The 24,899-nt window shown below is 44.7% G+C and carries 41 protein-coding genes; 40 read left to right on the top strand and 1 reads right to left on the bottom strand.

From position 1 onward, the window contains the following. Positions 1-100: 100 nt before the first annotated feature. Positions 101-682 carry a helix-turn-helix transcriptional regulator gene (locus P159_RS19555; RefSeq protein ID WP_051650353.1) on the bottom strand — a complete coding sequence of 194 codons (582 nt, stop codon included), beginning with the start codon at positions 680-682 and terminating at the stop codon, positions 101-103. Positions 683-848: 166 nt separating this feature from the next. Between P159_RS19555 and P159_RS0112855 the strand changes: the two genes are divergently transcribed. The 40 genes from P159_RS0112855 (at position 849) to P159_RS0112620 (ending at position 24,895) form a co-directional block, all read left to right on the top strand. Further along, positions 849-1,070, top strand: a complete 222-nt coding sequence (locus P159_RS0112855) for a DUF739 family protein (protein ID WP_029544618.1) — start codon at positions 849-851, stop codon at positions 1,068-1,070. Positions 1,071-1,097: 27 nt separating this feature from the next. Next, entirely contained in the window at positions 1,098-1,838 is a 741-nt protein-coding gene (locus tag P159_RS0112850; protein ID WP_051650352.1) for a BRO family protein, read from the top strand. A gap of 250 nt (positions 1,839-2,088) precedes the next feature. After that, a complete protein-coding gene (locus P159_RS20720) occupies positions 2,089-2,259 on the top strand; it encodes a hypothetical protein (RefSeq protein ID WP_185753736.1) in 171 nt (56 codons plus the stop codon). A gap of 14 nt (positions 2,260-2,273) precedes the next feature. Then, the gene (locus tag P159_RS0112835; RefSeq protein WP_029544614.1) at positions 2,274-4,190 is read left to right on the top strand and encodes an AAA family ATPase; all 1,917 of its coding nucleotides are present in this window, start codon (positions 2,274-2,276) and stop codon (positions 4,188-4,190) included. Between the two features lie 15 nt (positions 4,191-4,205). After that, positions 4,206-4,412 (top strand): hypothetical protein, encoded by a 207-nt coding sequence (locus tag P159_RS0112830; RefSeq protein ID WP_029544613.1) that lies wholly within the window; start codon positions 4,206-4,208, stop codon positions 4,410-4,412. A gap of 1 nt (position 4,413) precedes the next feature. Next, on the top strand, positions 4,414-5,280 hold the full coding sequence (locus tag P159_RS0112825; protein ID WP_051650351.1) for a recombinase RecT: 867 nt from the start codon (positions 4,414-4,416) through the stop codon (positions 5,278-5,280). A gap of 2 nt (positions 5,281-5,282) precedes the next feature. After that, positions 5,283-5,987 carry an MBL fold metallo-hydrolase gene (locus tag P159_RS0112820; RefSeq protein WP_029544609.1) on the top strand — a complete coding sequence of 235 codons (705 nt, stop codon included), beginning with the start codon at positions 5,283-5,285 and terminating at the stop codon, positions 5,985-5,987. Between the two features lie 12 nt (positions 5,988-5,999). After that, positions 6,000-6,530, top strand: coding sequence for a hypothetical protein (locus P159_RS21265; protein ID WP_072004155.1), 531 nt, complete (start codon positions 6,000-6,002; stop codon positions 6,528-6,530). A gap of 198 nt (positions 6,531-6,728) precedes the next feature. Then, positions 6,729-7,478 carry an ATP-binding protein gene (locus tag P159_RS0112810; protein WP_185753735.1) on the top strand — a complete coding sequence of 250 codons (750 nt, stop codon included), beginning with the start codon at positions 6,729-6,731 and terminating at the stop codon, positions 7,476-7,478. A gap of 402 nt (positions 7,479-7,880) precedes the next feature. After that, positions 7,881-8,174: a hypothetical protein gene (locus tag P159_RS0112800; protein ID WP_029544602.1), complete on the top strand. Its 294-nt coding sequence runs from the start codon at positions 7,881-7,883 to the stop codon at positions 8,172-8,174. Between the two features lie 87 nt (positions 8,175-8,261). After that, positions 8,262-8,756, top strand: a complete 495-nt coding sequence (locus P159_RS0112795; protein WP_185753734.1) for a hypothetical protein — start codon at positions 8,262-8,264, stop codon at positions 8,754-8,756. A gap of 14 nt (positions 8,757-8,770) precedes the next feature. Next, on the top strand, positions 8,771-9,736 hold the full coding sequence (locus P159_RS0112790) for a hypothetical protein (RefSeq protein WP_029544597.1): 966 nt from the start codon (positions 8,771-8,773) through the stop codon (positions 9,734-9,736). Continuing rightward, on the top strand, positions 9,717-10,058 hold the full coding sequence (locus P159_RS0112785; RefSeq protein WP_029544596.1) for a hypothetical protein: 342 nt from the start codon (positions 9,717-9,719) through the stop codon (positions 10,056-10,058). The genes P159_RS0112790 and P159_RS0112785 overlap by 20 nt, the downstream gene beginning before the upstream one ends. Before the next feature lie 241 nt (positions 10,059-10,299). After that, the gene (locus P159_RS21025) at positions 10,300-10,986 is read left to right on the top strand and encodes a dATP/dGTP diphosphohydrolase domain-containing protein (protein ID WP_318253576.1); all 687 of its coding nucleotides are present in this window, start codon (positions 10,300-10,302) and stop codon (positions 10,984-10,986) included. Continuing rightward, the gene (locus P159_RS19550) at positions 10,973-11,338 is read left to right on the top strand and encodes a hypothetical protein (protein ID WP_051650350.1); all 366 of its coding nucleotides are present in this window, start codon (positions 10,973-10,975) and stop codon (positions 11,336-11,338) included. The genes P159_RS21025 and P159_RS19550 overlap by 14 nt, the downstream gene beginning before the upstream one ends. A gap of 154 nt (positions 11,339-11,492) precedes the next feature. Beyond that, positions 11,493-11,666: a hypothetical protein gene (locus P159_RS20715; RefSeq protein WP_185753733.1), complete on the top strand. Its 174-nt coding sequence runs from the start codon at positions 11,493-11,495 to the stop codon at positions 11,664-11,666. Next, the gene (locus tag P159_RS0112755) at positions 11,659-11,841 is read left to right on the top strand and encodes a hypothetical protein (protein WP_029544592.1); all 183 of its coding nucleotides are present in this window, start codon (positions 11,659-11,661) and stop codon (positions 11,839-11,841) included. Before P159_RS20715 ends, P159_RS0112755 begins: the two co-directional genes overlap by 8 nt. Then, positions 11,828-11,989 carry a hypothetical protein gene (locus tag P159_RS20710; protein ID WP_185753732.1) on the top strand — a complete coding sequence of 54 codons (162 nt, stop codon included), beginning with the start codon at positions 11,828-11,830 and terminating at the stop codon, positions 11,987-11,989. The genes P159_RS0112755 and P159_RS20710 overlap by 14 nt, the downstream gene beginning before the upstream one ends. Next, entirely contained in the window at positions 11,976-12,182 is a 207-nt protein-coding gene (locus P159_RS0112745) for a hypothetical protein (RefSeq protein WP_029544590.1), read from the top strand. Before P159_RS20710 ends, P159_RS0112745 begins: the two co-directional genes overlap by 14 nt. Continuing rightward, positions 12,172-12,384 (top strand): hypothetical protein, encoded by a 213-nt coding sequence (locus tag P159_RS0112740; protein WP_029544588.1) that lies wholly within the window; start codon positions 12,172-12,174, stop codon positions 12,382-12,384. Before P159_RS0112745 ends, P159_RS0112740 begins: the two co-directional genes overlap by 11 nt. Further along, on the top strand, positions 12,381-12,536 hold the full coding sequence (locus P159_RS20705; protein ID WP_185753731.1) for a hypothetical protein: 156 nt from the start codon (positions 12,381-12,383) through the stop codon (positions 12,534-12,536). Before P159_RS0112740 ends, P159_RS20705 begins: the two co-directional genes overlap by 4 nt. A 2-nt stretch (positions 12,537-12,538) precedes the next feature. Next, positions 12,539-12,739, top strand: coding sequence for a hypothetical protein (locus P159_RS0112730; RefSeq protein ID WP_029544587.1), 201 nt, complete (start codon positions 12,539-12,541; stop codon positions 12,737-12,739). Then, positions 12,732-12,917: a hypothetical protein gene (locus P159_RS0112725; protein WP_029544585.1), complete on the top strand. Its 186-nt coding sequence runs from the start codon at positions 12,732-12,734 to the stop codon at positions 12,915-12,917. The genes P159_RS0112730 and P159_RS0112725 overlap by 8 nt, the downstream gene beginning before the upstream one ends. Positions 12,918-13,027: 110 nt before the next feature. Continuing rightward, positions 13,028-13,300, top strand: coding sequence for a hypothetical protein (locus tag P159_RS0112715; RefSeq protein WP_185753730.1), 273 nt, complete (start codon positions 13,028-13,030; stop codon positions 13,298-13,300). 182 nt (positions 13,301-13,482) lie between these two features. Further along, the gene (locus tag P159_RS0112705; protein ID WP_029544578.1) at positions 13,483-13,683 is read left to right on the top strand and encodes a hypothetical protein; all 201 of its coding nucleotides are present in this window, start codon (positions 13,483-13,485) and stop codon (positions 13,681-13,683) included. Positions 13,684-13,848: 165 nt separating this feature from the next. Then, positions 13,849-14,409 (top strand): NUMOD4 domain-containing protein, encoded by a 561-nt coding sequence (locus tag P159_RS0112695; RefSeq protein WP_051650349.1) that lies wholly within the window; start codon positions 13,849-13,851, stop codon positions 14,407-14,409. After that, a complete protein-coding gene (locus P159_RS0112685) occupies positions 14,391-15,140 on the top strand; it encodes a ParB/Srx family N-terminal domain-containing protein (RefSeq protein ID WP_029544574.1) in 750 nt (249 codons plus the stop codon). Before P159_RS0112695 ends, P159_RS0112685 begins: the two co-directional genes overlap by 19 nt. After that, positions 15,133-15,993, top strand: a complete 861-nt coding sequence (locus tag P159_RS0112680; RefSeq protein WP_029544572.1) for a hypothetical protein — start codon at positions 15,133-15,135, stop codon at positions 15,991-15,993. Before P159_RS0112685 ends, P159_RS0112680 begins: the two co-directional genes overlap by 8 nt. Continuing rightward, positions 15,987-16,373 carry a hypothetical protein gene (locus P159_RS0112675; RefSeq protein ID WP_029544570.1) on the top strand — a complete coding sequence of 129 codons (387 nt, stop codon included), beginning with the start codon at positions 15,987-15,989 and terminating at the stop codon, positions 16,371-16,373. The genes P159_RS0112680 and P159_RS0112675 overlap by 7 nt, the downstream gene beginning before the upstream one ends. Beyond that, positions 16,370-17,311: an HNH endonuclease gene (locus P159_RS21020; RefSeq protein ID WP_037377055.1), complete on the top strand. Its 942-nt coding sequence runs from the start codon at positions 16,370-16,372 to the stop codon at positions 17,309-17,311. Before P159_RS0112675 ends, P159_RS21020 begins: the two co-directional genes overlap by 4 nt. A 122-nt stretch (positions 17,312-17,433) precedes the next feature. Beyond that, entirely contained in the window at positions 17,434-17,925 is a 492-nt protein-coding gene (locus P159_RS0112665) for a phage terminase small subunit P27 family (RefSeq protein ID WP_029544568.1), read from the top strand. Between the two features lie 4 nt (positions 17,926-17,929). After that, positions 17,930-19,669: a terminase TerL endonuclease subunit gene (locus P159_RS0112660; RefSeq protein ID WP_029544566.1), complete on the top strand. Its 1,740-nt coding sequence runs from the start codon at positions 17,930-17,932 to the stop codon at positions 19,667-19,669. Beyond that, entirely contained in the window at positions 19,670-20,911 is a 1,242-nt protein-coding gene (locus tag P159_RS0112655) for a phage portal protein (RefSeq protein ID WP_029544564.1), read from the top strand. After that, a complete protein-coding gene (locus P159_RS0112650; protein WP_029544563.1) occupies positions 20,883-21,632 on the top strand; it encodes a head maturation protease, ClpP-related in 750 nt (249 codons plus the stop codon). Before P159_RS0112655 ends, P159_RS0112650 begins: the two co-directional genes overlap by 29 nt. Further along, positions 21,629-22,822: a phage major capsid protein gene (locus P159_RS0112645; protein ID WP_029544561.1), complete on the top strand. Its 1,194-nt coding sequence runs from the start codon at positions 21,629-21,631 to the stop codon at positions 22,820-22,822. Before P159_RS0112650 ends, P159_RS0112645 begins: the two co-directional genes overlap by 4 nt. A gap of 18 nt (positions 22,823-22,840) precedes the next feature. Further along, positions 22,841-23,152, top strand: a complete 312-nt coding sequence (locus P159_RS0112640; protein WP_029544559.1) for a head-tail connector protein — start codon at positions 22,841-22,843, stop codon at positions 23,150-23,152. Continuing rightward, positions 23,149-23,523, top strand: coding sequence for a phage head closure protein (locus tag P159_RS0112635; RefSeq protein ID WP_029544558.1), 375 nt, complete (start codon positions 23,149-23,151; stop codon positions 23,521-23,523). The genes P159_RS0112640 and P159_RS0112635 overlap by 4 nt, the downstream gene beginning before the upstream one ends. Next, positions 23,501-23,962: an HK97 gp10 family phage protein gene (locus P159_RS0112630; RefSeq protein WP_051650348.1), complete on the top strand. Its 462-nt coding sequence runs from the start codon at positions 23,501-23,503 to the stop codon at positions 23,960-23,962. Before P159_RS0112635 ends, P159_RS0112630 begins: the two co-directional genes overlap by 23 nt. Before the next feature lie 10 nt (positions 23,963-23,972). After that, the gene (locus P159_RS0112625) at positions 23,973-24,350 is read left to right on the top strand and encodes a DUF3168 domain-containing protein (RefSeq protein ID WP_029544554.1); all 378 of its coding nucleotides are present in this window, start codon (positions 23,973-23,975) and stop codon (positions 24,348-24,350) included. Then, entirely contained in the window at positions 24,338-24,895 is a 558-nt protein-coding gene (locus P159_RS0112620) for a major tail protein (RefSeq protein WP_029544552.1), read from the top strand. Before P159_RS0112625 ends, P159_RS0112620 begins: the two co-directional genes overlap by 13 nt. The last annotated feature ends 4 nt before the right edge of the window (positions 24,896-24,899 follow it).

Raw genomic sequence — 24,899 nt, 5'->3', positions numbered from 1 at the left:
CCCCTTGATAAGTATTTTTTGCGGTTTTAAAATAAAAGCATCCCTTCTTGCGATGTGCCTTCTCATTTCCTTTATCCATTTTTTCGGTAGCTTCATCGTTTCAACCTCCTTCTTCATTGGGGTATCTCTCCTCGTAAAGCTCGCCTGTGCCAGGGCGGGCTTTTTCGTTTGCGCTGGCGCGGGCATCTTCCTCGGTGCTGGTTGCCAGTTGCGTTTTTAGCATTGTGTCGATGGTCGTGTTGATTATTTCCTGGTTAAACGGAGTAAGTCGTAAATATTTTTCCGCAAAAGCAGTATTGTGATGAATGGCGGATTCGATGGATTTCGTTAAATCCAGCAATTTATCAAATTTTAATTGTTGATATTCCAGAAATGTCAATACATCAGAACGGGATGGAATTTTGTCCAGGGGGAGCGGGGGCGGAGCATCTGGCAAAGGGGAATCTGCCTCCATGTCTACGTTATAACCCCGAAGCCATGCGGGATTTACCCGTAGAGCTTTAGCTAATGCGTCAAGTTTGTCCTGCTTTGGTTTGTAGCGTTTATTTAGGTAATGACTTAGCGCGGCGGTGGAAATGTTGGTTAGCCTGGATAACTCAGCCGCGGTCATGTCGCGGGCGGCCATGGCTTGCGCCAGCCTTTGGGCGATGGGGGCTTGTGATGATTCAGATGATGTGCTCATTTCGTATCCCTCCTTTTTCTACTATATTAACATAAAGCAAATAAAAGTTAAAGAAAAACCTAGTTTTCTTGCATAATTGCTAACATATCTTATTGACATTAATACAAAATCATGTTATGATTAACCCTGTTGTTTATATAACTTAATACAAAATGGAGGTGACATTATGAGCACTACGATTGATTATTCGAAGCTACTCGGCAGGATTGTCGAAAAATGTGGCACGAGGGAGGCATTTGCTAAAAAGGTGGGGATATCTACCGTAACGCTCGCGAAAAAATTGGCAGGAAAGATTGCATTCAAAAACGATGAAATACTGACCATGGCGAGCGTCCTTAGCATCCCCCATGAGAAAATCCACGTGTATTTTTTTTGTGACGGTCGTTAACGTTTCTTAGTAAGAAAGGGTAATTAAATGAACGACGTACAGATTTTTAACAATGCGGATTTCGGGGCAATAAGAATCCTTGACATTGACGGAAAAATTTATTTTGTAGGGAACGATATAGCTGTTGCGTTAGGTTATGCGTATCCGCGCCACGCTTTGAAGTTGCATTGCAAGGGAGGGGTAAAACGCCCCGTCCTTACAAAAGGCGGCGAACAGATGATGAATGTTATTCCCGAGGGGGATGTGTACCGCCTTGTGACCCATTCAAAATTACCTGCCGCCGAAAAATTTGAATCCTGGGTATTTGATGAGGTGTTGCCGACAATCCGCAAGACAGGGCAATATACAGCACAGCAGGAACAAACCGCCCCGAAAGGGATAATTGCGTCGGCTGTTCAGGATGTAGCAGACACGGCAGAAGTAATCGCCAGAGTGTTTGGCGTAAAACCAGGGCTGGCGATTGCAACCGCCCTTGATTTAACTGAGGCATCCCATGACATCAATATGACCCCACTACGGAAGCTCCTGCCCTCAGAGGAATCCCCGAGCTATATGACGGCTACGGAGATAGGCGTAAAGCTGGGCGGGGTAAAAGCCCGTGAAGTAAATCGGATGCTGGCAGATTGTGGCTTACAGGAAAAAGATGGTAAAGATTGGCGATTGACCGAAAAAGGGAAATCATACGGCGAAGCTGTTCCTTTCACTAGGCACGGACATGGCGGCTACCAGATTAAATGGGGCGAAAGTGTATTAACGCTTTTGGACTAAAATGGACTATCAAAACAGTAAAACCTATTCGGGCACATTTGCTGGCATCCGCATAAATTTTTCGATTGAGAATTTCAGCGAAAAGGCGGTGCAAAGATTTAACGAAACCAGGGCAGAAATAGCACTTCAAAAAATCAAGGGGGAGGAAAATGCGAACAAATGGCATCGAATATAAAGCGTTTTTTTATGCTCTTTGGCTGGCGGTTGTCCTTAAATTTATGATGTTGCTGACAGATTAGGAGGTGAGACAATGGCAACCAGCATCGAACACGCGGCGACCATGCGGGTGGACAAAATAAAGGCGTTGCTCAAAAAATGGCCTTTAACCCTGTTCGGAACTGCGATTGTATTCGGTATTGCAATAGGCGTCAGTATAGGCGTTTATATTTCAGCGCAAGTGATGGCATTGCGCGGATTTTGAGGAGATACACAGCGATGAAGATAAGATATTTAACCCTTGCGAATTTCCGCAATTTGAAAGATAAAAAGCTGGATTTAAGCGGAAACAAGGTCACGATTTACGGGCGAAATGGCTCGGGGAAAACCACCGTCGCAAATGCGATAATAAATCTGCTGGCGGATTCCTCCGTTACGGGTGAAAAAGACTTTTCCCCGAAAACTGAGGGTACACATAAATTAAATCATGTCGCAACTATGACCGTCGTTGCAGATGATGGCGAGGAAATTTCTCTCAGCAAAGATTTTCACGAAATTTGGAAGAAAAAACGCGGGTCGCAAACTGCAACCTTTTCGGGGCACGAAACAACCTACGAAATAAACGGAATCCCCGCAAAGAAAAAGGAATATGATTCCCGTGTTGCGGGCATCTGTGGGGGCGATTCTAAGCGCATAATGATGCTGTCGTTGGCAGGGTATTTTGCCGAAGATTTGCCCATGGACGAGCGCAGAAAAATCCTTGTAGACATTTGCGGGGATATTTCGGACGACGAGATTTTAAATCTTTCGGGAATTGCCCCGTTGAAAGAGTATTTGCCCGTCCCTGGCGTGAATAGTCGGCGGTATACGCCCGAAGAATTTTTGCAGATGGCAAAGGTTAAGCGGCGCGATTTAAATAAAAAAATCGACGAAATTCCCGCCCGAATTGATGAATTATCCCGCACATTGACCGACGAAAATGTTGATTTCGATGAATTGCCGAATGTGCTGAAAGCGTTGCAAGAACAGAAAGCACAGATGCAGATTCAGCCGAAAAATACCACCATATTAGGCATTGAAGCGGCGATGGCGGGCATCAGAACTGCTATCGAAAAAGGCCGTGAATCATATTACAGGGAGCACGTTGATACGACCAAAGAACGACTTGAATCGTATCGGGCGCAGGAAACAGAAATCCAGAAAGAAATCAATCACCTTTCAATCCAGGCATTCGAAGCGGGTGAACAGCTAAAAAAGATGGAATCCGAGCGCGAAAAATGCCTTGCAGATTTCGACGCATTGAAGATGGAAAAATGGAATCCGAAAAGCGAAATTTGTCCCACGTGCGGGCAGGTTTTACCTGTTGATACTGTGCGCCAACTTCGGGAAAATTGGCTGGAAAAACTGGCAGAACGTAAAGCGGAAATCAATGCCAGGGGGAAAGAAGTATCGAAAGAAAACATCGCGGCACAGAAAGAAAAAGCAGATTCTTTTCAGGAACGGCTTACACTAAAACAGGCAGAACTTTCCGAGGTGCAAAACAAAAAGCTCGCGCTGGTAAATTCCGAACCCAATTCTAGCTACGAAGATTCGGAAAAATACAAAGAAAATAAATTGCGACTTGAAGAACTTTCGGCAAAGCTGGAACAGGCAAAAGCGGAGCAGGGCGACACGAAGCCCGACACCTCCGAAATTGATGCTCAAATTGCGGAAGTGCAGGAATATCTTGCACGACATAAAGCACAGGAATCAGCCCGCCAGCGCATTGAAGAATTGCAAAGTGAAATGAAACAGGCATCCGCCGACCTGGATTATTACGACAAGGGCATCCACCTTTGCGAAACATTTTTCCGCGAAAAAATGCGGTACGTTTCCGAGAAGGTTTCGGAGCATTTCGAGACAGTCGGATGGAGGCTGTTTAAAGAGCAAATTAACGGCGGTTTAGCTGAGTGTTGCGAGCCTTTAATAGCTAATGATAAGGGCGTAAAAGTCGAGTGGAAATCAGCGAATACTGCGGCGCAAATAAATGCAGGTTTGGAAATTATCGACGTCCTTTCGAAGCATTTTAATACTTATTTGCCCGTCATTGTGGACAGGGCGGAAAGTGTAACAGATTTGCGGGAAATGCCCCGCCACCAGGTTATCCGTTTAGTCGTTTCCAAAGATGATGCAGATTTGAACGTCGTGAATGAATAAAGAGGAGGAATCCGTATGGCATTAGCTAAAATTAAACTGACAATGCGGGACGAGGAAACGCCCCCGAAAATCGAATTTGAGGGGGAACATCGACACTTGATATATCTTTTAGGCGTCATGGTGTTTTGCATGGCGGAAGAAGCTAAGGTGCATATATTGGACATTATTCGCGAGATTGGCGTGAGTGTGGCGGTAATTGCACATAAGATGGAGGACGAATAAGATGGGCAATTATAACAACCAGGTGCAGACCGTTAATAACGGTGTAGTTGCGTGCGAAACATGGATAAACAGCGACAATATTAAAAAGCGTTTTGCTGATGTTTTGGATAAAAATGCGGCGGCGTTTTTAACGTCCTTACTGGCGTTGGTAAAGAGTAATAATAGACTTGCAGGGTGTGACCCCAAAACGGTTATTTCCGCGGCAATGACGGCGGCAACAATGAAGCTCCCGATAAACCCTAATTTAGGTTTTGCGTACATTGTTCCCTACAAGAACGAGGCAAGTTTTCAGATTGGCTGGAAAGGGCTTACTCAATTGGCAATGCGGACAGGACAGTATAAGACAATTAACGCCGCGCCTGTGCATGAAGGTGAAATCGAGGACGTCGATTTTATCACGGGTGAAATCATTCGCGGGAAACGTAAATCCGACAAAATCGTGGGATATATTGCGTATTTCAGATTGATAAACGGGTTTGAAAAAACGCTTTATATGAGCCGCGAAGAAGTAGAAGCCCATGCGTCTAAATATAGCATGGCTTACGGCTATGATAAGCGTAGCGGGAAATCTAATTCCGTATGGACAACGAACTTCGATGCGATGGCATTGAAAACGGTTTTGAAGCTGATTATTTCGAAATATGGCATCATGTCCATCGATATGCAGGGCGAAAATTTGGCGCGCGCTGTTGAAGCTGATTCGGCGGTAATTCGCGAAGATGGTACTGCTGATTATGTTGATAATTCCGTGGAAAATCCCCCTGTTGATTTCCCAGGCGAAACGGTGGAAGCTGTCATGGAAAAGCCCTCTCCTGCACCTGCACCGCAGACCGAAATTGCTTTTGATGCTGGCGAACCCGAGTTCTAATTATGGACATTAAAATAATAGCAACAGGCTCGTCGGGTAACTGCTATTTAGTGGGGGACGGTTCGACCCGTCTCCTGCTAGATGCAGGCATCCCGTTAAAGCGAATTTCCGAGGGTTGTGATTACAAATTATCGGAGATTTCCGCGGCCTTAATAACACATAAACATAAAGACCATAGCAGGGCTATCGATGCACTAATTCGGCGCGGGATTCCGTGCTATGCGCCGAAAGATATGCTTGATTGGTGGCCTAATATTCGCCCCGTTGAAAAGTACATGACGATGAAAGAACGCCTCTATAATTTTGATGTGGGTACGTTCGATATCCAGGCGTTTTATGTCCCGCATGATTGCGATTGTATTGGCTATTATATTCGGTCAATTAAAACCGAAGAAAGATTGGTTTATTTGACGGATTTGTCCGCAATTCCGTACAAGTTTTTAAAGGTCAATTATTGGCTAATTGAGGCGAATTATAGTAGGGCTATTCTTGACAAAAACGTGGAAAATGGCGCGGAAATTTCCTACGCAAATCGGATAATTGAAACGCACATGAGTATCGAAAAGTTAGAGGAATATTTTTCGACTTATGATGAATTAACCGCGAAAGAAATAACGCTTATTCACATGAGCGACGGCAATTCAAACGCGGAAGATTTTAAAAGGAGGATTGAGCGGGTGACGGGCGTTCCTGTAGTGATTGCATAACGAGGTTAAACAATGGCGGAAAGAAGAATGTTTTCAAAAACAATTATCGATAGCGACAGTTTTTTAGACCTGCCCTTGACGACCCAGGCGTTATATTTTCATCTGGCAATGCGGGCGGACGACGACGGCTTTATAAATAATCCCAAACGGATTCAGCGCATGATAGGCGCAAGCGACGATGAACTGAAATTACTTATAGCTAAACAATACATCATCCCTTTTGATAGCGGGGTGGTGGTTGTAAAACACTGGAAAGTGCATAACTACATACAAAAGGACAGGTATCATCCATCGCAGACGCCAGAAAAAAATCTCGTCAAAGTCAATGATAAAACTAAGGTTTACGAAATGGTGGATACATCCTGTATACAGGGATGTATACAGGATTGTGTACAAGATGGAAGCATAGGTAAGGTTAGGTTAGGTAAGGTTAGGTTAGGTAAGGATAGGGAGGATATTATATATACTAACTCACTAGAAGATACTAGCGAGAATCTATCCACGCCCGAAACCGCCCCCCTCCCTTGCCAGAAAAAATTTTAAATCTGTACCAGCAAAAGATTCGCCCTATCTGCTCAAAATCCGAAGCCGATGATTTAAAGGCGTTATGCTCAGAATTTGGGACGAAACGAACTGAGGTAGCAATAACTAGGGCGGAAGCCCGCGGAAAAAAGAGTTTAGCTTATATCAAGGGCATACTGCAAAACTGGACAGACGACGACGACCGAAAGGATGATGCTCGTGGAAGATTGGGAAAAAGTAGTCAACGACCTCCGCGCAAAACATCAAGCGACTGGACAAATGTCGAATATAAACCTGGTTGGTAATAAGTCGGGGGAAGATATTTCCCGTCAAATGCAGGAAGATGCAATGCGGGAAGCACGGGAAAAAAGAAAAACTGCGGCAATACAAAAACTGCCGAAAAGATTCCAGGCGACCACGCTTGACAGCATCCGTGCGCAGGGAATCCCGAAAAATAAATCCGTTGCTCAAAACTGGCAATATATTTGCCAGTACACAGACCATCTAGCCGAGCATTTAAAGGCTGGCAGGGGCATAATTTTAGCGGGCGGTTTTGGGACTATGAAAACCACGCTCGCGGTCGCGGTTCTGAGGAAATACATCGACGGCGGCGGGTGGGGTGTTATGGTAACAATGGCATCACTCATAGACAAGATATACTCGATGCGAAATACAGATGCGTCCGAAGCGGCGGCATACGAAACCGAAATCCGCGAAGCAAAATTGCTAGTGATTGACGATTTGGGTGCGGAGGATAATCATTTCGCGTGGGTGCTGGCGAAAGTCGATAGCATAATTTCAAGCCGCTATGATAACAGGCTGGCGACAATTATCACGACGAATTATTCTCCCGATGATTTATCGCAGACCTACGGCGGGCGACTGATTGACCGCATCAAAAGCAATTGCTTTTATTTGCCTTTCGTCGGAGTATCTGAGCGCAAGCCGCTTGATTTAAGCATGATTTAAAGCAGGGGAGGAATAGCAATGGCGTTAGAGTTTCACGTGTATGTGGGCGAGCGGATGCCCAATTGCGGGATAAATGAGTTTTGGCAAGTGCAAAAAGCTATCGAAATGCGAAAGGCATATATAGCCACGAACCAGCTTCGGTTTATCCGAAAGGCCACCTGTGATGCGGGCTATAAAGTTTATGTGCATGAGGATAGCACGATAACTTTAATCGACCCTGCACAGATTGACGGCGTGGGTAGGTATCTGAGGTCAAAATAGCAAATATCGCCCAGGGCTGGCGACAGGCCACGAAAGGAGGTGGGGCAATACTGAGATATAGGCGGACAGAATAAAAGCCCTTGTACGCCCTTCTACGGAGCGACAGGGGCATATACACAGATTTCGAGGGGAGGTTTTTACATGGGCTTATCAATGAGCGAGCAAGAAACCGTAATAACGTGGGACAGGTCAAGCGACGAAATGATTTTATACACCGCGGACACATTTCTGCTGGAACGGCTTCGCGGGCTTGATGCTTATAAGCTAGTTAAAGAGTATCGGCAGGAAGGGCAGGTGGTCGGCGCGGCATTTGTGGCGGACAAAAAGCTGATTACAATTCGCAAGGGGCGCAAAGTGATTTCTGAGGAGCAAAAGGCGAAAATGATGCTTGCGTTGCAAAAGGGGCGGGAGGAAATAGACGAAAATCAATTCTGAGCAAAATTTGCCCCGATTTTTCGGGGCAAAAACGAACCGCAATGGCAAACAGGTAACTTTATATGCGGAAGGATTTTTAAGGGGCAAATGAGCCGTTTTTACGGCGAGGAGGACAAAATGGCGGTTGTTTGGACGAAAAAAGCCGAGAAAGACTATAGGGAACGGCATCCGCACAGGGAATGCACCAGGATAGCGGGGCACGTGGCATACTACGAAGGGCAGAAGATTACCAGGGCGCACACGGTTTTTGATGGATTCGTCGAAAGGGGCTGGATTATAGACCAATGCGCCACGAAGATTTCCAGGGCGGAAGCAAATAAATGTACTGCAAGATTTCAAGGCGGATTATGTACGCAGACCCAACGAGAGGATAGGTGGCGGCTGATGCTGGATATTTGCAAGCGGATGCAGATTAAATCATTAACGCGATTAACTATCGAAATGGGGTTTGCAGATTGCGCGACTTTGACTAAATTCTGTAATAAATACGGGCGGGATTTAGCGAAGAAATTCGGCAAATTGCCGAAGATAAACGGGCGTCTTGATAAGGGTGTTTGGCTGGAAATTATGGAGCAGAATTAGGGGGAACAAAACAGATGAAGTACGCACACGAGGTGAAAAAATATGAAGGGCCGCACGGAAAAGATATAACCGCTTTTTTTACAACAGACGGGCAGATATTTTTCGATTTTGTCGAAGTGATGTTTAATTTCGGGGGATATAGTCTAGCAGGTGCAAAAGGGGCATACGAGGTAATTCCTAAAGGCGGTCAAAAAGAAAAAATCTCATGTATACATAATAGGGTAGTTGAAAAGGGAATCAATATTTGCGGAGTGTTGCAGGCATTAAAAAAAAGTAAAGGCAACTCCCGTGATAAAAAAATAATTGCGGATACTATCGAGTTTATTGCGTATGGAATTTATAGACCTGCATTTAAATATGATGAAAATGCGCTAAGTATTTTTCGAATGCCCGCGCATAGTCAAGCGGTTGACGAGTACCGTTTTGAGGGGGAATATATAGAAAACTATCGATTGACGTGGAACGAAGAGAATAAACCTGCGATTTGTATAGCGGACGTTGCAAAAGTCGAGGATGTTGCAAGTGCTTTGGGTATAAAAAAAGGTGACGGTAAGGCATTAAATGCGGCTATGCGCAAGGAAGGGTACGCACTACTTTCAATGTATTGCAAATATAAAGTAAAAGGAGAGAACTACAGGCAAGATGTGACGACATTTGCCATTGTCCCTGTTATGGCCGAATTTCTAGACAAAAATCTTTGCTTGCATAACCTGGCGTCTGAAATAAATGACATCTACAAGGATTGGATTAACTCGAAGGCGGAATACGAAGATGCAATGAGGAAAAAAGCGGAAGCAGAAAAAGCCATTCAAAAGGAATTGCAGTATGATAACAATGATGTTTTTCCCGAAATCAGCAGATTGCTTTCTGGAAAGAGCTTAAAAGAGATACGCGCGATTTTTGGCAGGATTTTAAACAGTTATGACAATAGCATTTATTCCCCTAGCGGAGGTGATATCAATGGGCAAATTCAGCCGTGACAAAGGCAAAAGAGCGGAGCGCGATTTCGTCAATCTTTGCAAAAAATGCGGTTTTGAAAAAGTGCATCGAACTGCTCAATTTTGCGGGAAAACTGGCGAAGCAGGGGACGTCGAAGGGCTGGCAAATATTCACGTTGAATGTAAGCACGTAGAAAGATTAAACCTGCGTGAAGCAATGGAGCAAAGCGAGCGTGATGCGACTGCCAATGGCGGGAATGATATCCCCCTTGTAGCGCATAAAAAAAACGGAAAGCCGTGGCTTGTAACGCTCTCAGCGGAGGATTTTTTATACATCTATGGACGGAGTGATTTGGCCGAATGAATAGCAAACATCGGGATGGATATTGGCAACATTTGAGGGAGCGGGTAAGGAAAGGAAATCGCACAAAAGAAGTACGGCGAATAATGTCGATTTATGCGGGCATGATAATGCAAGAAAAGGCGCAAAATCATGTAATGAGCAAGAAAGAATTTCGGGAGAGATTACAGAAGGATTTAAGACGTAATGGAACGATAAAAAAGGAAAATTAAAATTGAGTTATTTTTTATAAGGAGCGAAAATAATGGTTTTAGAAAAGACAATGAACCACGATTATAATCAAGAAAAAGAGAGAAACGAATACCGCTACATTTACCCCGCGTGGCTGGATTCCGTCGCCCAGGGATTGACAAAAGGCGCGGTGAAATATCCAGGACAGACGTGGAAGAAAATTCCTGCCGACGAGCATCTGGCGCGGGCTATGCGGCACATAAATTTGTATCGCATGGGCGACAGAAACGAAAATCATCTGACTAATGCAAGTATGCGTCTTATGATGGCGTTTTACATGGCAGAAAGGGAAGATTTTACGAGCAAGGGCGAAACCGTCCACGACATTGTTAAAACATTGCCGAACGGCGCGGAGGTGCATCGCTATCGGAATAAAAACGGCGCAGAAATTTCCGCAATTTATTCTATAGATGCTCACGGCAGGAAGGATTTTTATATGTCGTGTTGCAGGGAGGGGGAAGAAGCATTAGTAAAAAAATACCTGCAAGAAATTGAAAAAGAAGAAAATAAAATTCGTAGTCGTGTGGTCGTGCGGGAACTGCAAAAGGGCATCGAATTGCATCGGTATTATCGCGAAAATGATGCTTATTCCGCGGTTGTGATTGTAAGCGGTAAAAAGCCGATTGAAATTTGTGCTTGCAAAATTGATGATGAAAAAGAAATGTTAAAAGATATGGGGTATAGCGATGCGAACGATTGACGAAATAAGAACAAATCCCCAGGTTTTCGATTGGGAAAATTGGATGAACGGTCACGGGGGAATCGTGCAGTTAAAAGGACAGAAAAAAGAGTTTAATTTTATATGTACTGTCGATAAAGACGAAGAAACAGGCAACGAAATGGAGCACGTTTCCGTAAGTATTACAAACTCAAATAAATCGACCCCGACATGGAAAGATATGTGTAGAATTAAAGAGATATTCTGGCGGGATGATGAAGAAGTACACCAGATACATCCAAAGGCCGAAAATTATCTGCATGGCGTGGGAGATTTAGAGAACGTTTTGCACCTCTGGCGGCCTGTTGGCGGGTGGGGACAATTTGAGGAATGAGTAATAGCATAGAGTATGCAAAATGCTCATGCGGGAAGCTGGCGGTCGTTGAACGGGCAGAAGATAAACAGCATCGCGACCGCTTGATTTGCCCGCATTGTGGGGGCATCACAGTAGCCGATTATTTTGAGATTGTACGAAAGGAGCAGGGACAATGGGTGAGGGTGAAAAAATAGTCGTGTGTGTTCTCCTGGCGTTGGCGACGCCGATTATTATTGCCGTCTGGATGTGGCTTATAAAAGAGATTGACGATTGTTATTTTGACGGGCGTTTACACAGAAAAATTGATGAATGGAATAGGAGTAAAGAGGGCGAGGACGATGACTAAAAAACAACTAGAAGATTTGTTGAATTTACTGGCTGATTTTGAATCGGACTATCTATGCAACAGACAGCAGTTGCGAAATGATACTGATTGTGCAAATGCAAGCTATGGGCTTAATCAGTTAGCACCGTATTTAGATAAAATATACTTGGAGGCGCAGGACGATGGCAAAAGGTAAAATTAAATTGTTATGGGAACGAATGGATTTAGAGGTGAAACCGTTGCTTGATAAGCAAATTTATGATAGGTTGATGGATTTACTCGACGAAGCAATGATTGAAGCCTATCAAAAGGGAAAGCGGAGGGCTGGCAATGACAGAAAATAAGATGAAGCAGGTAGCGGAAAATTTAGGCGTTAAAATGGGACGAGAGTTTATTTTCGGCACAGATGCTTTGAAATTTCGAGGGAAAATCACAAAAAGAGGTCTGGTTATTTGCACAAAAGACGGGCAGTTTTTGTCTGATTATTGGCTGGATAGCTTGATAAAAGGAACGAGGGCGAGAGTTTATGGAAAATAAAATGGAGCAGGTTGCTAAGATGTTCGGCAAGAAGCTGGGCGAAGAATTTATGGTGAGGTTGGGAGTCGTCTTTGAAATCAACTGTAAATTCACAAAGGAAGGATTGAAGCAGGAAATATTTGTTGGTGGCTGGTATGACGGTGACAATTTATTACGGCGTTTGTTGACAGGCGAGGCGGAGATTGTGGAGGACGAGGAATGACAAGGAAAGAAGAAGCATTGGATAAGTTGATAAAACTGTTCGAGACAGGCATTATCCTTCGTGGTGGTGTGAAGTGCGACACGCTGATATGTTCGCAGGTGGTGGCGGCTCTAAACGAATTACAGGAGGTTTATAAAGAGCGGAGGCGGTAGCAATGGTGTACGCTTTATATCGTGGAGATAGGTTTGTTGATATAGGAACAATTCCCGTCTTGGCAGACAAATGGGGGCTTAAGAAATCCACGCTATACTTTGCGGCTTCGCCGACGAGAGAAAAACGAATGGAGGGCCGCAGAATGAGCAGAGATACGATAATAATGGTTAAGTTGGATGAGGAGGAGATAAGCAATGACTGATAAGCAAATGGTGCAGGCGGTTAAAGAGATTGTAAAGCATTGCGAAGCTACGGGCAGGGATGATGGCACTTGCCCAGGGTGTGTGTTCGCCAGAGATATGGATAAGGGCACTGGTGGCTGTTTTTTCTTGATTAACGTGGGCGATTGGAGGATGGACATTGTCAAGGACAGAGGATAACGCCTGGTATTTATGTACTGGCATACTCATTGGCATGGTGCTGTGCTTTTGGTTTTGCCCAGATATTGAGTTTTTCAGGACGGTGTGGCCTGCAATTATGGTGGCGTTGATTGCGTGGGCGTTTGCGAGAGGGGAAAGAGAGGAATCAAAAAATGACGGAAAGTAGCATCTGGGCGGTTATTGCGGTAATATCTTTTTTGTCTGCTGTCGTCATGGTGATGTTTGCATGGCGGCTTAATGATAAATGGCAGGAACAGTACAATATGATGCTAAATTTAGCGGAGAAAATCAACGAATCTATTATCGTGATGAATGAAAAATGGTCGAAATTGTTCGTAAAAGTGAAAGGCGAAATGTATGAAAAACATAAGCAGGATTCGTAAAATGTCCGCGTCCGAATTTGCGTGGTGGCTAGAAAGATATTCGAGCGACAATTGCAACGGATGCGCATATCGGGAAATGAATATTTATGGCGTGATGGCCTGCAAATTTAAGGCGCACGAATGGGATAAAAGCCATTGCATAGACGGAAAAATTAAATGGCTAGAAGCGGAGGAATCTAGCGATGAATAAAATAACGTCGTTTTTGATTTGCGTGTGCGTTGGGCTGGCGGTAACTTTGGGCGTTACTTATTTAAAGCTGATTGCCGCCCAGGACGAAATCAACCGCAAAGAAGTACAATTGCACGAAATGACGAAGCAGGTTGACGAAATCTGGCGGGAGTATCGGGGCATCATAAAGCGGATTCAGCAGACACCGCAATGAGCATCGGGGAGGTAAAAACCTCCCTTTTTTCGTGCCCTGGCAACGTACACGCCCGAAATTCCGCTATAATAAAAGCGTGGAACATTCCCCCTAGTAAATATCTCTTACACGGCGAGGCCATCGTGGGGCGGTGGCCTTTTGTCGTACCAGAAATGAGGTGGTAACATGGAACAAATACAGGGCGAAATATGGCGGAGCGTTCCAGGCATGGAAGGTATCTATATGATTAGTAATTATGGACGAATAAAAGCGTTAGAACGGACAATAATGCGTAGTAACGGCAAATGCGTTCATATATCAACGCATTTTGTACGTGGTTCAAAGGACACGAAAGGATATTTGCAACTTGATGCAAACATCGACGGGCAAAGAATATTAAAGTTTGTGCATAGGCTTGTTGCGGAGGCTTTTGTCGAAAATCCTAAGCATCTGGAACAAGTGAATCATAAAGACGGCAATAAGACAAATAATCACGCGGCGAATTTAGAATGGGTGTCCTGCTTAGATAACATTCATCATGCGTGGGAAAATCATCTAAATAAGCCGTTGCAAGGTGAAGCGCATGGGAATCACAAATTAACAGAGGAACAAGCAAGATTTATAAAACGGCACTACATAAAGGGCGACGCGGTTTATGGGGCTAAAGCCTTAGCTGAAAAATTCAACGTAACCGTCACGCCGATTAGATTGATAGCGGAGGGAAAAGCATGGAAACACATAAATTAAAAGTTGAATATATTGATATAGGACAGATTACGCCTTATGAGAATAACGCGAAGGAACATCCGCCCGAGCAAATCGAACAAATTAAAGCTAGTATAAAGGAGTTTGGATTTAACGACCCTATAGCGACATGGAATGGGCAGGTAGTTGCAGGTCATGGCCGTCTACAAGCGGCAAAAGAGCTAGGCCATACTAAGATACCCGTGATTAAATTGGACGGCTTGACGGACGAACAGCGGCGCGCATACGGGCTGATTCATAATCAGCTGACGATGAATAGCGGCTTCGATGTAAAGGCATTAGAAGCGGAATTGAAATCAATATCTTCGATAGACATGGAGGAATACGGATTTAAAACCGCTGAAGAAATTGCGGAAGATGATACATATACAAAAAAGGTCGATATTCCGCACTACGAAATTACAGGGGAAGAAGTCTCGGCATCGGAGCTGGTTGACACTACCAAATCCGAGCAGTTAATGGAAGCCATACATAGCGCAAATCTTGACGAAGATGTTAAGCGTTTTTTGATGCTGGCGACTGCTAGGCACAACGTTTTTAATTATGCCAAAATAGCGGAGTTTTATGCCCAAACAACGCCAGAAATTCAGCGACTTATGGAGGATTCCGCCCTAGTTATTATCGACTATAACGATGCTATTCGTGACGGCTATGTTAATCTCTCAAAAGAGATTGACGAAATGTTAGCGGAGGCAGGTGTCAAAAATGATTGACAGGAATTTTGCGGTATTCATTCTGACGCATGGCAGGGCGGATAATGTCATTACCTATAAGACATTAAAAAAACAAAATTACACGGGTAAAATTTACATCGTAATTGACGACGAGGACGACCAGGAGGAGCGTTATCGGGAGATATACGGCGACCAGGTTGTGCAGTTTTGCAAGGCGGATTATGACGGAAAATTCGACATAATGGACAATGATAATGATAGGCGTGTTGTCGTTTATGCCCGCAATGCAGTTTTTGATATTGCGAAAGATTTGGGCTTTGATTATTTTATTGTTCTCGACGATGATTATAAAGACTTTCAATTTCGGTATGAATCAAAAGACGGCAAAAAATTAAAGATTCAATCGTGCAATAATCTTGATAAATTATATAATGCAATGTTTGATTTTCTGGATAAAAGCGGGGCAAAAACCGTCGCATTGGGACAAGGAGGAGATTTAATAGGAGGGGTTAAATCTGGCACATGGGAACGACAGTTAATTCGCAAAGCGATGAACGTATGGTTTTTTAAAACCGACAATCGGATTGAGATAATCGGAAGAATAAACGAAGATACAAATACCTATGTTGTCGGGGGCATCCGTGGCGAATTATTCTTCACAATTCTTCGGGCGATTGTGGTGCAAACAAAAACGCAATCAAATGCAGGAGGATTGACGGATATTTATTTAGCAAATGGAACATATAGGAAATCATTTTATTCGGTGATGTGTGCGCCATCATGTGTCACGATTGGAGCAATGGGCGGAAGCCATTTGCGCTTACATCATCACATTGCATGGAATAATTGTACCCCGAAAATTTTGGCGGAAAGGTGGCGAAAAGAATGCTAGTGCGGTACTGTGCTCGATGCGGAAAGTTTGTAAAACAAGGCGAAAAATGTTCTTGCTATGCACCGCCAGAAAGGCGGGATAAGGTCGAGCATGATAATATGTATAATTCGTATTTGTGGAAGAAAACAGCGACAGCCGCACGGCACAGGGCGAACTATACAGACGAATATTTATTACAGTATGAACAGCGATTTATTGAAGGTCATACGGTGCATCATATCTGGACAGTTAAAGAGCGACCCGACCTGGCATTGAGCTTAGATAATTTGGTTGTGGTGTCAAAAAGAACGCACGATTTAATCCACGAAGCGTATGCAAAAGGTGGAGAAGTTGCGGAAGAAATGAGAAGGAAACTGCTCGCGATAAGAGGTAAGGCATGAAGGAAAGAACGTGCTTGATTTGTGGCAGGAATTATGTCAAGGTAATTGGCGTTAGTTTTGCTAAGTATTGTTCGGAGGAATGTCGAGTAATAGCCAGCAAGAAAAGATATACGCCAGTAGAGAAAACGCTAAAAATATGCCCTACGTGCAAGACGGAATTTTTAGCATCTAAAAAGAATCAAATATACTGTTGTGATAAGTGCACGCCGAGCTATAAACGCCACCAGGAAAACAAATCCTTAACACATAAGTATATATGCGAATGGTGTGGGAAACTTTTTTATGGTGGCGTAGTAAGAAATAAGCATAGTTATCGATTTTGTTCGCGGGAGTGTTCAGCAAAACATATTGCGCAAGTAAAAAATGATAGGGCGAAACCGCTAAAATATGTGGGAAAGATTGAGGGATGGTATACTAATATTTGTGTAATTTGTGGACAGGTTTTTATGGATAAGGCAAAGCGGTCATGCTGTAGTGTTGAATGCCAAAAGGAATATAATAGACAACAAAACAGACAGCGTGCAGAACAAAGACGCGAAGCAGTTTATAAAGTACAAAGAAAGTATTGCCGAAATTGTGGATGTGAGTTTACGCCGACAGTAAAGAAAAGCAAAGTTTTTTGCTCGGAAGTTTGTCGGGATAAATATCAAAAACGATTACAACACATACACGCTAAAAAAAGATTACGAGGGAAAATTGTTGATAAAAATATTTCACTGGAAAAATTGATTGAACGGGATAATGGTAGATGCAAATTGTGCGGGCGTGTTGTTGATGTGAATGATTATACGATTAGGGATGGAGCGTTTATCGCTGGTGCTATGTATCCGTCAATAGACCATATTAAACCACTATCCAGAGGTGGCGTGCATAGTTGGGATAATGTGCAACTTGCGCACTGTCGGTGTAACACATTAAAGGGGGCTAGGGGTGCGTAATGTCCACCACGGGGGGACATTTGAAAGATTCGACTTTTTGTCCTTCCACCACACCCCCGCTTTTCCCGCGAAAAAACGCCCAAAACTCAACGCCTTAGAGACACTTGAAAGGAGACTAAAAAATGGTAGGAAATAACGGTGGCAGACCCCGAAAAGTGGTGTCCTTGTCCACGAGAAAAACAAGCAAAAAAGAAAAATTGGAGCGAGCCGCCCAGGAATCAAAATTAAAAGGTGACCGCGACCAATTGACAGCGGAAGCCCCTGCCTGGCTCACGGAAGCAGGGAAAAAAGAATATATGCGTGTTGTGACGGAAGCGGGGAAAATTCCCTTTCTTGATAATCTTGATTTACATTACATTGCGATGTATGCAGATGCGGTGGATAAATATATAAAGGCCGCGAATCAGTTGCATAAATATGGCGATGTAATCAAAACTGAAAACGGCTTAACGGTTTCGCCGTTTCTGGCAGTACAGAAAAAAGCGGAAGATACAATTATGAAATGCTCGTCTAAATTGGGACTGGCTATTACTGATAGATTGCGCTTAATTGTCCCGAAACAACCCGAAGAAAAAGCGGAAAACAAGTATTTAAAGTATCTTAATAAGGCGTGATTTTATGGCAAGAAAAACAGCCGATAGAACAACCGCCTATGCAAAATTAATTGTTAACGGCGGGCGTATATGTGGGCGGGCTGAATATCAAGCGTGTAAGCGGCATCTTGACGACATGAACGACCCAAAATGTGAGTATATTTTTGATGTTGCAGAAGCGGAAAGACATATCGATATCGCGAACCAATTAACCATAGGTGAGGGCATTTCCGCGCAACAATTAACCATGAGAGGATTCCAAAATTTTATTATTGGCTCATTGTGCGGATGGCGAAAAAAGAGGTCGAAAATCCTGCGTTATCGGGAAGCCTATATTCAGATGGGGCGGCAAAATGGCAAGTCGTTTTTAGCAGGTGCAATGTGCAATGACCGCGCAACATTTTCGTCGTACCAGCGGGGGCGTATCTTTTGTACGGCGACAAAGCAGGAACAGGCGAACATTGTTTGGGACGAGGTGGATAAATTTATCGAATCCGACAGGGATTTGATGGGGCTTTATAAAATCCGAAAATATGACCGCACGATAACGAGTTTAGTAACAGGAACGACGATAAAAGCCATCGGCAGGGATACGAAATCGGCAGACGGTTTTCGTTCAATTTTGGCAGTAGTTGACGAGTATCACGCACACCCTACAAGTCAAATGTATAAGTTGATGCAGGACGGACAACTTGCCGTCGATAATGCCTTAACTTTGGCGATAACAACGGCAGGATTTAATCTTAATTCCCCGTGTTATGAGCATTATAAATTCTGCAAACAAGTGCTTGCAGGTAACGTCAAAAAAGATTCGTTATTCATCTATATCGCGGAGCTAGACAAAGATGATGATATTTGGGATTCGAAAAATTGGGCGAAAGCAAATCCGCTTCAACTTTGGACGAACGACACTGAAATGGATGCGACGAAGATTGCGCGAATGGCAGAAAAAGCCATAGATGCGAAGGAAAAGCAGGGCGATGAATTAGTTAATTTTTTGACAAAATCACTCAATCAGTGGGTAACTTTTACGGGTGGCGCATTGCTTGACATGGATAAATGGCGGGAATGTGCATCAGAGCGAACCTTGCAGGATATGCGGGGGCGTGAATGTTATCTCGGGATTGACCTTTCCAGCGGTGGCGATTTAACATCAATTGCCCTCCTTTTCCCGCTTGAAGATAACCGCGTATATATATGGTCGCATAGTTATATGCCCGAATTGAGATTGCAGGAACACATAAAAACGGATGATGCCCCGTATGGCGTCTGGGCGGGCGCAGGGCTTATAACATTAACGTCGGACATGTATGGTATTAAGACAGATTATAAGGCGATTGTGGGCGATTTAGCGGTTTGCATCCGTGACTATGATTTAAAGATTGTCGGGTGTGGCTATGACAACCACAACGCGGCGACGTTTTTAGCCGACCTTGAATCTGTTTTAGATTGTGATTTGGTCGAGGTTAAACAATCTGCGCGTAGCCTAAACGACCCGACAATAGATTTTCAGTTGTCAGTAAAGGCGGGACTTGTTGAGTACGACAAAAATAATTCGTTGCTGACATGGAGCGCGGTCAATGCCGTCATTTCACAGCCAAATTCGTTCGGTGAAATTAAAATTGATAAAATGACACAGGCAAAAAGAATCGACCCGATTGATGCTATAATAGACGCATGGAAACTGCATTTCCTCAATAAAAAATCAGTCGATTTTGATTCAGCGGCGGACGAATGGCTAAAAGCCATGGGAGGTGATGACTAAATGGAGTTTTGGAACAGGCTGAAAAGTGCGTTCAAAAATGACGCCCAAACGACCTACAGAATGAGCGATATTATTGAACTTTTCAGCGGTAAAGCGGGGACTTATACGGCGGACATAAGCGAAGTAACATATTTTACCTGCATGAAAGTTTTGTCGGAATCTCTCGGGAAAATCCCCGTCTATTTGATGGATTCAAACAAAAATCGCGTCCAGCACGACACCATGTATGCGCTAGGAATTTCCCCGAATGCGGTAATGACCCCGTTGCAATTCTTCACGACGATGGAATATTTTCGGAATCATTACGGCAATGCCTATGCTTATACTGAGCGCGAAAAAGGCAAGCTAAAAGGGTTGCATATTCTCGACCCCAGGCGAATGCAAGTTTGGGTGAATAATCTTGACGAATTTCCGTTGTGGCGTTATTACTATAAATACGACTATAACGGGCATGAGTATTTTATACATCCCGAGGACATTATTCATGTGAGGTCATGGATAACGGAAAATACGGGGCTTGTTGGTAAATCTGTTCGGGAAATTCTTGCTGATTCAATGGCGGGGAATAAAGAAAGTCAGACATATTTAAACGACCTTTATAAAAACGGAATGACAGCATCCGCGGTGGTTAAATATATTGGCGACCTGTCCGAGCAGAAGCGTCAAAAAGTCATTGATGTAATAGAAACGCAAATCAGTAGAAGTAAAACAAAAATGTTTTCAATTCCGTTCGGGTGGGACGTGCAACCGCTCAATATGAAACTGACTGATTCGCAGTTTTACGAGCTAAAAAAATACAATGCCTTGCAGATTGCGGCGGCGTTTGGGTTGTCGCCCGACCATTTAAATGACTATACAAAATCGAGCTATAACAATAGCGCGATGCAGAATCTACAATTTTACGTCAACACGCTCCTGTATAACATCACGATTTACGAGCAGGAAATGAACCGAAAACTACTCACTAGGCGGGAGCAGGATGCGGGTTTGGGCTACAAGTTTAACGTGTGGACTATTCTGCGCGGCGACCCGCAACAGCAGGCAGACGTCTTGCAGAAAATGACCCAAAGCGCAATTTATTCCGTGAATGAAGCCCGTAATAAATTGGATTTGCCACCGTGCGAAAACGGCGATGTCCACATGGTAAATGGTTCTTATGTAAAACTCGAAGAAATTGGGAAAGCGTATGCGAATAGAGAAGGGGGCGAAGTAGATGCTCAAAATCAAGAATCAGACGGATAAATCCGCTGAAATTTACATCAGCGGCGATATTGTTGATGATGTGGCAGGGGATTCCTTGGCGTTTTGGGGCGTCGAAAAAGGCTATGAATGGCCTGCGAAAATCCGTCAACAGCTTGACGAACTGAAAGGCAAAGATTTAACTATCTACATCAATTCTGATGGTGGTATGATTGGCGCAGGCGTGGCTATGGCGAACATGATTGCACGTCACGACGGGCACACAAAAGCGGTTGTTGACGGCTGGTGTTGTAGTATTGCGACCCAGATTTTCTTCGCGGCAGACGAACGGGAAATGCCCGAGAATGCGTATTTGATGATTCACAAACCGTCCGTCGGTGTAAATGGCAATGCGTTTGATTTGCGCAAAACCGCGGAGATTTTGGACACGTTGCAGGAAGGTCTGGAAACGACTTATCGCAAGGCGGCAAAAGAGGGAATCACAAACGAAAGAATTTCCGACATGGTAAACGAAGAAACCTGGCTGACGGGCAAAGAAGCCGCGGAAATTTTTGATATAATTGTAACAGGTGCTTCGGAAGCAGTTGCTTGCGCGGGCAAGAAGTTTGTAAACTTCAGCAAAGCACCGAAGGATTTGCGTTTCTCGCCGCGTGATAAGCCCGCCACGGCGGTTAATAAAGTTGTCGATACTGTGGATAACACAGCTAATATATGCCGTATAGAAACGGCTCTCGCTATTGCGAAAGGAGCGTTAGCAGAATGAAAAAATCCGATGAAATGAGGAAGGAAATCGATGCCCTTTCCGCGAAGATTTCCGACCTTAAAAACAAAGAGGAATTTGCCGAAGCCGCAAAATGGGCGGGCGAATTGAACGTCCTTGTCGATGAATACAAGGCCGCAAAAGCCCTCGAAGCCGAGGACATTGCAACCGTGGCAAAGGGCACACCTGCCCCCACCAGCAACCTGCCCGAAAACGAACTTGCTAGGCGTGCATTTAACAAGCTCGTTTTGCATGGCGGCGAAGGTCTTACCGACGAGGAAAAGGCCGCTTATAAGAATGTCACGAACACCAGTGGCAACCCTGGCACGCCTGGGCAGATTGAAGCAGTTTCCAGCCGCGGCGGGTATCTTGTCCCGACCGAACAGTGGATGCAGATTCAGGACAAGCGGAACGAATTTACTCAGCTTCGCGACTACATTACCGTCCGCCAGACCCCGTATACTTCGGGCAAATGGCCGACCATTTCCGACCAGAATCTCGTCTTTACGGCGTTCGATGAACTGACGGACATTGCCGAGGATGATGTGGCGTTTGGGCAGGCAAATTATACGGTCGAAGATAAGGGATTGATTATCCCCGTATCTAATCAGATTATTGATGATGCGTCCGCGGATATTGTGGACATTTGCGGGCGTGAATTGGCTCTCGCCGCTGTCCGTTCTGAGAATGCCGCCGTCCTGGGGCATCTGGGAACATTGGCAGGCACTAATGGCGCAAATGCGACCACGATTTCCACGCATAAAGCACTTAACGAAGCGTTGTTTAAAAACCTGCCCCGCAAGTTTTACAATAACGCAAAAATCTACACGAACCAGAGCGGTTTCCTGTTCCTCGCCAATCTGGACGACGGCAACAATCGCCCCCTGCTCGTCCCCGATGTTACCGCGCCCGATAAGTATATGTACCGCGGCAAGGAAATCGTCATCGTCGAAGATTCCTTGCTTGAAAATTGGAGCGTAACCGCCAGCAGTACGACCACGGAATATGCACCCTTCTACATCGGCAACCTTGCGGCCTACGTCTGGATGTTCGAGAAGCAGGGACTTGAACTTTCGATTTCCACCGAATACCTGTGGCGGAAATATGGCACGGCTCTCCGCGGCGTGATTCGTTTCGGCACTGTTGTCTATGACAGCACCGCAATGGTCGCCCGCAAAGTTGCATTGTCTTAAAATGAGGGGGCGTAAAACATGGCTGTTACACTTGCGCAAGTTAAAGATTATTTGCGTATTGACGCAGACCATGAGAACGCCTTGCTCGGAACATTTATGGCGGCGGCTGATTCATATCTGGTTGCCGCCGTAGATGGTTTTACCGACAAATTGAGCGATACAGATTTCGCATCAAAGGCGGACATGGTAAAACTTGCGTTGGTGTCAGAAATGTACCGAAACCGCGACCCTAGCAACGACCAACGGACGTCATTCCCGTACTATATTCAATCCATGATTGCGCAGTTGCAATACTGGGGCGATGTTGTCACGGAGGAAAATTCGTCATGATTAACACGGGCAGTATTTTAAAAACCACGATTGATGATTTGACGGAGCGTATAAAGATTATTTCGTTTGTGAATTTCCGAAACGCTCAAGGAGACATCCTTGCCAGCGAGGAGCGTGTTCGGGGGGAAATGTGGGCGAAGGTTTTGCCCCTTTCTAATCCTATTTCAGACGGAGGAATCGAGCGAAAATCAGAGATTCATTATCGCGTGGTTGTGCGGTATCGTGACGATATTCTTCCCGACGATTTGCTGGAATGGCGCGGGAAAAGGTTGCGCATAACGGCAACGCCGTATGACGCGGAATCCCGCAAAATCTGGACGGTTTTAGATTGCGTTGAGGTGGTGCAAGATGGCGCGGCGCAAACGCAATAACTACAAAGCTAAGAGCTTTTCGCGCGGTGGCATCACGACAGGGCAAACAGAAAAGCATCTGAAAGACCTAGGCGAGCACGTTTTGAAGGCGGCGAAGGATGCGCTTGCCGAATGTGCCGAAAAAGTTGTCAATGATGCGAAAAAGAATTGCCCAGTTTATGAGGGTCATAAAAAAGAAAACGGAAAGAATTATTTCGCAAAAGGCGTACAGCCTGGGGCGTTGAGAGATTCGATTAAGGCCGAGCCGAATGACAAAAAAACTGTCTATCAAATCTCAGCAAATGCGAAATCCGAAGATGGATTTCTTTACGGTCAAATCGTTGAATTTTCGCCCCGTGTGAATCATCCGTTTTTATATCCCGCGCTTGAGGAAAACAAGGCTTATGTGCAAAAATACATTTCCGAAGCCATACAAGCCGCAATAAAAAGGGGGGGATAACGTGGAAACTATGGTGCTAGAAACGCGGGTTTATGCGGGATTAAGCGGCGATACCGCCTTAACTGCATTGCTTGCAAATGGTGCTGATTCGATTTTCCATCTACAAGCACCGAGCGACAAAATAACACGTTATCCCGCCTTGGTTTATAAGCCGATTTCTGACGTTCCTGCTTTAGCTGGCGATGATGTCGAATTAACTCATAGAGTTACATTCCGCATACACATATTGACCCGCGATGGGCAGTATGGCGCGATTTATCGTCATGTAAATAGGATTATGCAGGGCATTGGTTTCGCCCGCGTACAGGCGATGCCATACGTTGAGAACGGCGAAAAAATATTGATTATAGATTACAGAATAGGGGTGAGTGCAGAATGGCAACAGTAGGACTTAAAAATCTGTATTATGCTCCCGTTTCCGCGGACACTTCATCTGGCGCAACTTACGGCGCGATGAAGAAGATTGCGGGCGCAATACAGGTCGATATCAACCCGTCCGTAACGTTTAACACACTTTACGGCGATGATGCACCTTTCGCAACTGATTCCAGTATGACGGAAATCTCTGTTACTATCGAGACGGCGGATATGCCGCTGGAAGATGTTGCGGCATTGCTCGGGCATACTGTCAACAGTACGACGAAACAGTTGGAGGCAAAGGCATCTGACACCGCGCCTTATGTCGGCCTGGCGTTTGAAGCGAAGAAACATAACGGCAACACCCGTTATGTAAAACTGCTGAAAGGCAGATTTTCCCCGACGCAGGAAACTATCCAGACCAAAGGCGAAAGCGTTCAGTTTACGACCCCGAAGCTCGAAGGGCGGTTCGTGGCTCGTGAATACGACGGCGCATGGAAGCGAATTGTTGATAGCGACAATTCCGAAAGTGCGACACTTATTTCGGGCTGGTATTCCGCAATGGAACCGAGCTAATATA

The sequence above is a fragment of the Selenomonas sp. AB3002 genome (assembly GCF_000702545.1).
Taxonomy (GTDB): Bacteria; Bacillota; Negativicutes; order Selenomonadales; family Selenomonadaceae; genus Selenomonas_B; species Selenomonas_B ruminantium_A.
Note: the sequence above shows the minus strand (reverse complement) of the source record. Positions and strands in the feature narration are given on the sequence as shown.

Excerpts from the sequence above, each read along its gene's own strand:
- P159_RS0112825 (WP_051650351.1), top strand. The coding sequence starts at position 4,414 with ATGGGCAATTATAACAACCAGGTGCAGACCGTTAATAACGGTGTAGTT.
- P159_RS21020 (WP_037377055.1), top strand. The coding sequence starts at position 16,370 with ATGAAGGAAAGAACGTGCTTGATTTGTGGCAGGAATTATGTCAAGGTA.
- P159_RS0112820 (WP_029544609.1), top strand. The coding sequence starts at position 5,283 with ATGGACATTAAAATAATAGCAACAGGCTCGTCGGGTAACTGCTATTTA.
- P159_RS0112685 (WP_029544574.1), top strand. The coding sequence starts at position 14,391 with ATGGAAACACATAAATTAAAAGTTGAATATATTGATATAGGACAGATT.
- P159_RS0112725 (WP_029544585.1), top strand. The coding sequence starts at position 12,732 with ATGACTGATAAGCAAATGGTGCAGGCGGTTAAAGAGATTGTAAAGCAT.
- P159_RS0112680 (WP_029544572.1), top strand. The coding sequence starts at position 15,133 with ATGATTGACAGGAATTTTGCGGTATTCATTCTGACGCATGGCAGGGCG.
- P159_RS0112755 (WP_029544592.1), top strand. The coding sequence starts at position 11,659 with ATGACTAAAAAACAACTAGAAGATTTGTTGAATTTACTGGCTGATTTT.
- P159_RS0112695 (WP_051650349.1), top strand. The coding sequence starts at position 13,849 with ATGGAACAAATACAGGGCGAAATATGGCGGAGCGTTCCAGGCATGGAA.
- P159_RS0112745 (WP_029544590.1), top strand. The coding sequence starts at position 11,976 with ATGACAGAAAATAAGATGAAGCAGGTAGCGGAAAATTTAGGCGTTAAA.
- P159_RS21265 (WP_072004155.1), top strand. The coding sequence starts at position 6,000 with ATGGCGGAAAGAAGAATGTTTTCAAAAACAATTATCGATAGCGACAGT.
- P159_RS0112855 (WP_029544618.1), top strand. The coding sequence starts at position 849 with ATGAGCACTACGATTGATTATTCGAAGCTACTCGGCAGGATTGTCGAA.
- P159_RS0112640 (WP_029544559.1), top strand. The coding sequence starts at position 22,841 with ATGGCTGTTACACTTGCGCAAGTTAAAGATTATTTGCGTATTGACGCA.
- P159_RS0112675 (WP_029544570.1), top strand. The coding sequence starts at position 15,987 with ATGCTAGTGCGGTACTGTGCTCGATGCGGAAAGTTTGTAAAACAAGGC.
- P159_RS20710 (WP_185753732.1), top strand. The coding sequence starts at position 11,828 with ATGGCAAAAGGTAAAATTAAATTGTTATGGGAACGAATGGATTTAGAG.
- P159_RS20705 (WP_185753731.1), top strand. The coding sequence starts at position 12,381 with ATGACAAGGAAAGAAGAAGCATTGGATAAGTTGATAAAACTGTTCGAG.
- P159_RS0112705 (WP_029544578.1), top strand. The coding sequence starts at position 13,483 with ATGAATAAAATAACGTCGTTTTTGATTTGCGTGTGCGTTGGGCTGGCG.
- P159_RS0112655 (WP_029544564.1), top strand. The coding sequence starts at position 19,670 with ATGGAGTTTTGGAACAGGCTGAAAAGTGCGTTCAAAAATGACGCCCAA.
- P159_RS20715 (WP_185753733.1), top strand. The coding sequence starts at position 11,493 with ATGGGTGAGGGTGAAAAAATAGTCGTGTGTGTTCTCCTGGCGTTGGCG.
- P159_RS0112620 (WP_029544552.1), top strand. The coding sequence starts at position 24,338 with ATGGCAACAGTAGGACTTAAAAATCTGTATTATGCTCCCGTTTCCGCG.
- P159_RS0112835 (WP_029544614.1), top strand. The coding sequence starts at position 2,274 with ATGAAGATAAGATATTTAACCCTTGCGAATTTCCGCAATTTGAAAGAT.
- P159_RS0112740 (WP_029544588.1), top strand. The coding sequence starts at position 12,172 with ATGGAAAATAAAATGGAGCAGGTTGCTAAGATGTTCGGCAAGAAGCTG.
- P159_RS0112630 (WP_051650348.1), top strand. The coding sequence starts at position 23,501 with ATGGCGCGGCGCAAACGCAATAACTACAAAGCTAAGAGCTTTTCGCGC.
- P159_RS0112800 (WP_029544602.1), top strand. The coding sequence starts at position 7,881 with ATGGGCTTATCAATGAGCGAGCAAGAAACCGTAATAACGTGGGACAGG.
- P159_RS0112785 (WP_029544596.1), top strand. The coding sequence starts at position 9,717 with ATGGGCAAATTCAGCCGTGACAAAGGCAAAAGAGCGGAGCGCGATTTC.
- P159_RS20720 (WP_185753736.1), top strand. The coding sequence starts at position 2,089 with ATGGCAACCAGCATCGAACACGCGGCGACCATGCGGGTGGACAAAATA.
- P159_RS19550 (WP_051650350.1), top strand. The coding sequence starts at position 10,973 with ATGCGAACGATTGACGAAATAAGAACAAATCCCCAGGTTTTCGATTGG.
- P159_RS0112645 (WP_029544561.1), top strand. The coding sequence starts at position 21,629 with ATGAAAAAATCCGATGAAATGAGGAAGGAAATCGATGCCCTTTCCGCG.
- P159_RS0112795 (WP_185753734.1), top strand. The coding sequence starts at position 8,262 with ATGAGCCGTTTTTACGGCGAGGAGGACAAAATGGCGGTTGTTTGGACG.
- P159_RS0112665 (WP_029544568.1), top strand. The coding sequence starts at position 17,434 with ATGGTAGGAAATAACGGTGGCAGACCCCGAAAAGTGGTGTCCTTGTCC.
- P159_RS0112830 (WP_029544613.1), top strand. The coding sequence starts at position 4,206 with ATGGCATTAGCTAAAATTAAACTGACAATGCGGGACGAGGAAACGCCC.
- P159_RS0112730 (WP_029544587.1), top strand. The coding sequence starts at position 12,539 with ATGGTGTACGCTTTATATCGTGGAGATAGGTTTGTTGATATAGGAACA.
- P159_RS0112660 (WP_029544566.1), top strand. The coding sequence starts at position 17,930 with ATGGCAAGAAAAACAGCCGATAGAACAACCGCCTATGCAAAATTAATT.
- P159_RS0112850 (WP_051650352.1), top strand. The coding sequence starts at position 1,098 with ATGAACGACGTACAGATTTTTAACAATGCGGATTTCGGGGCAATAAGA.
- P159_RS21025 (WP_318253576.1), top strand. The coding sequence starts at position 10,300 with ATGGTTTTAGAAAAGACAATGAACCACGATTATAATCAAGAAAAAGAG.
- P159_RS0112650 (WP_029544563.1), top strand. The coding sequence starts at position 20,883 with ATGCTCAAAATCAAGAATCAGACGGATAAATCCGCTGAAATTTACATC.
- P159_RS0112635 (WP_029544558.1), top strand. The coding sequence starts at position 23,149 with ATGATTAACACGGGCAGTATTTTAAAAACCACGATTGATGATTTGACG.
- P159_RS0112625 (WP_029544554.1), top strand. The coding sequence starts at position 23,973 with ATGGTGCTAGAAACGCGGGTTTATGCGGGATTAAGCGGCGATACCGCC.
- P159_RS0112790 (WP_029544597.1), top strand. The coding sequence starts at position 8,771 with ATGAAGTACGCACACGAGGTGAAAAAATATGAAGGGCCGCACGGAAAA.
- P159_RS19555 (WP_051650353.1), bottom strand. The coding sequence starts at position 682 with ATGAGCACATCATCTGAATCATCACAAGCCCCCATCGCCCAAAGGCTG.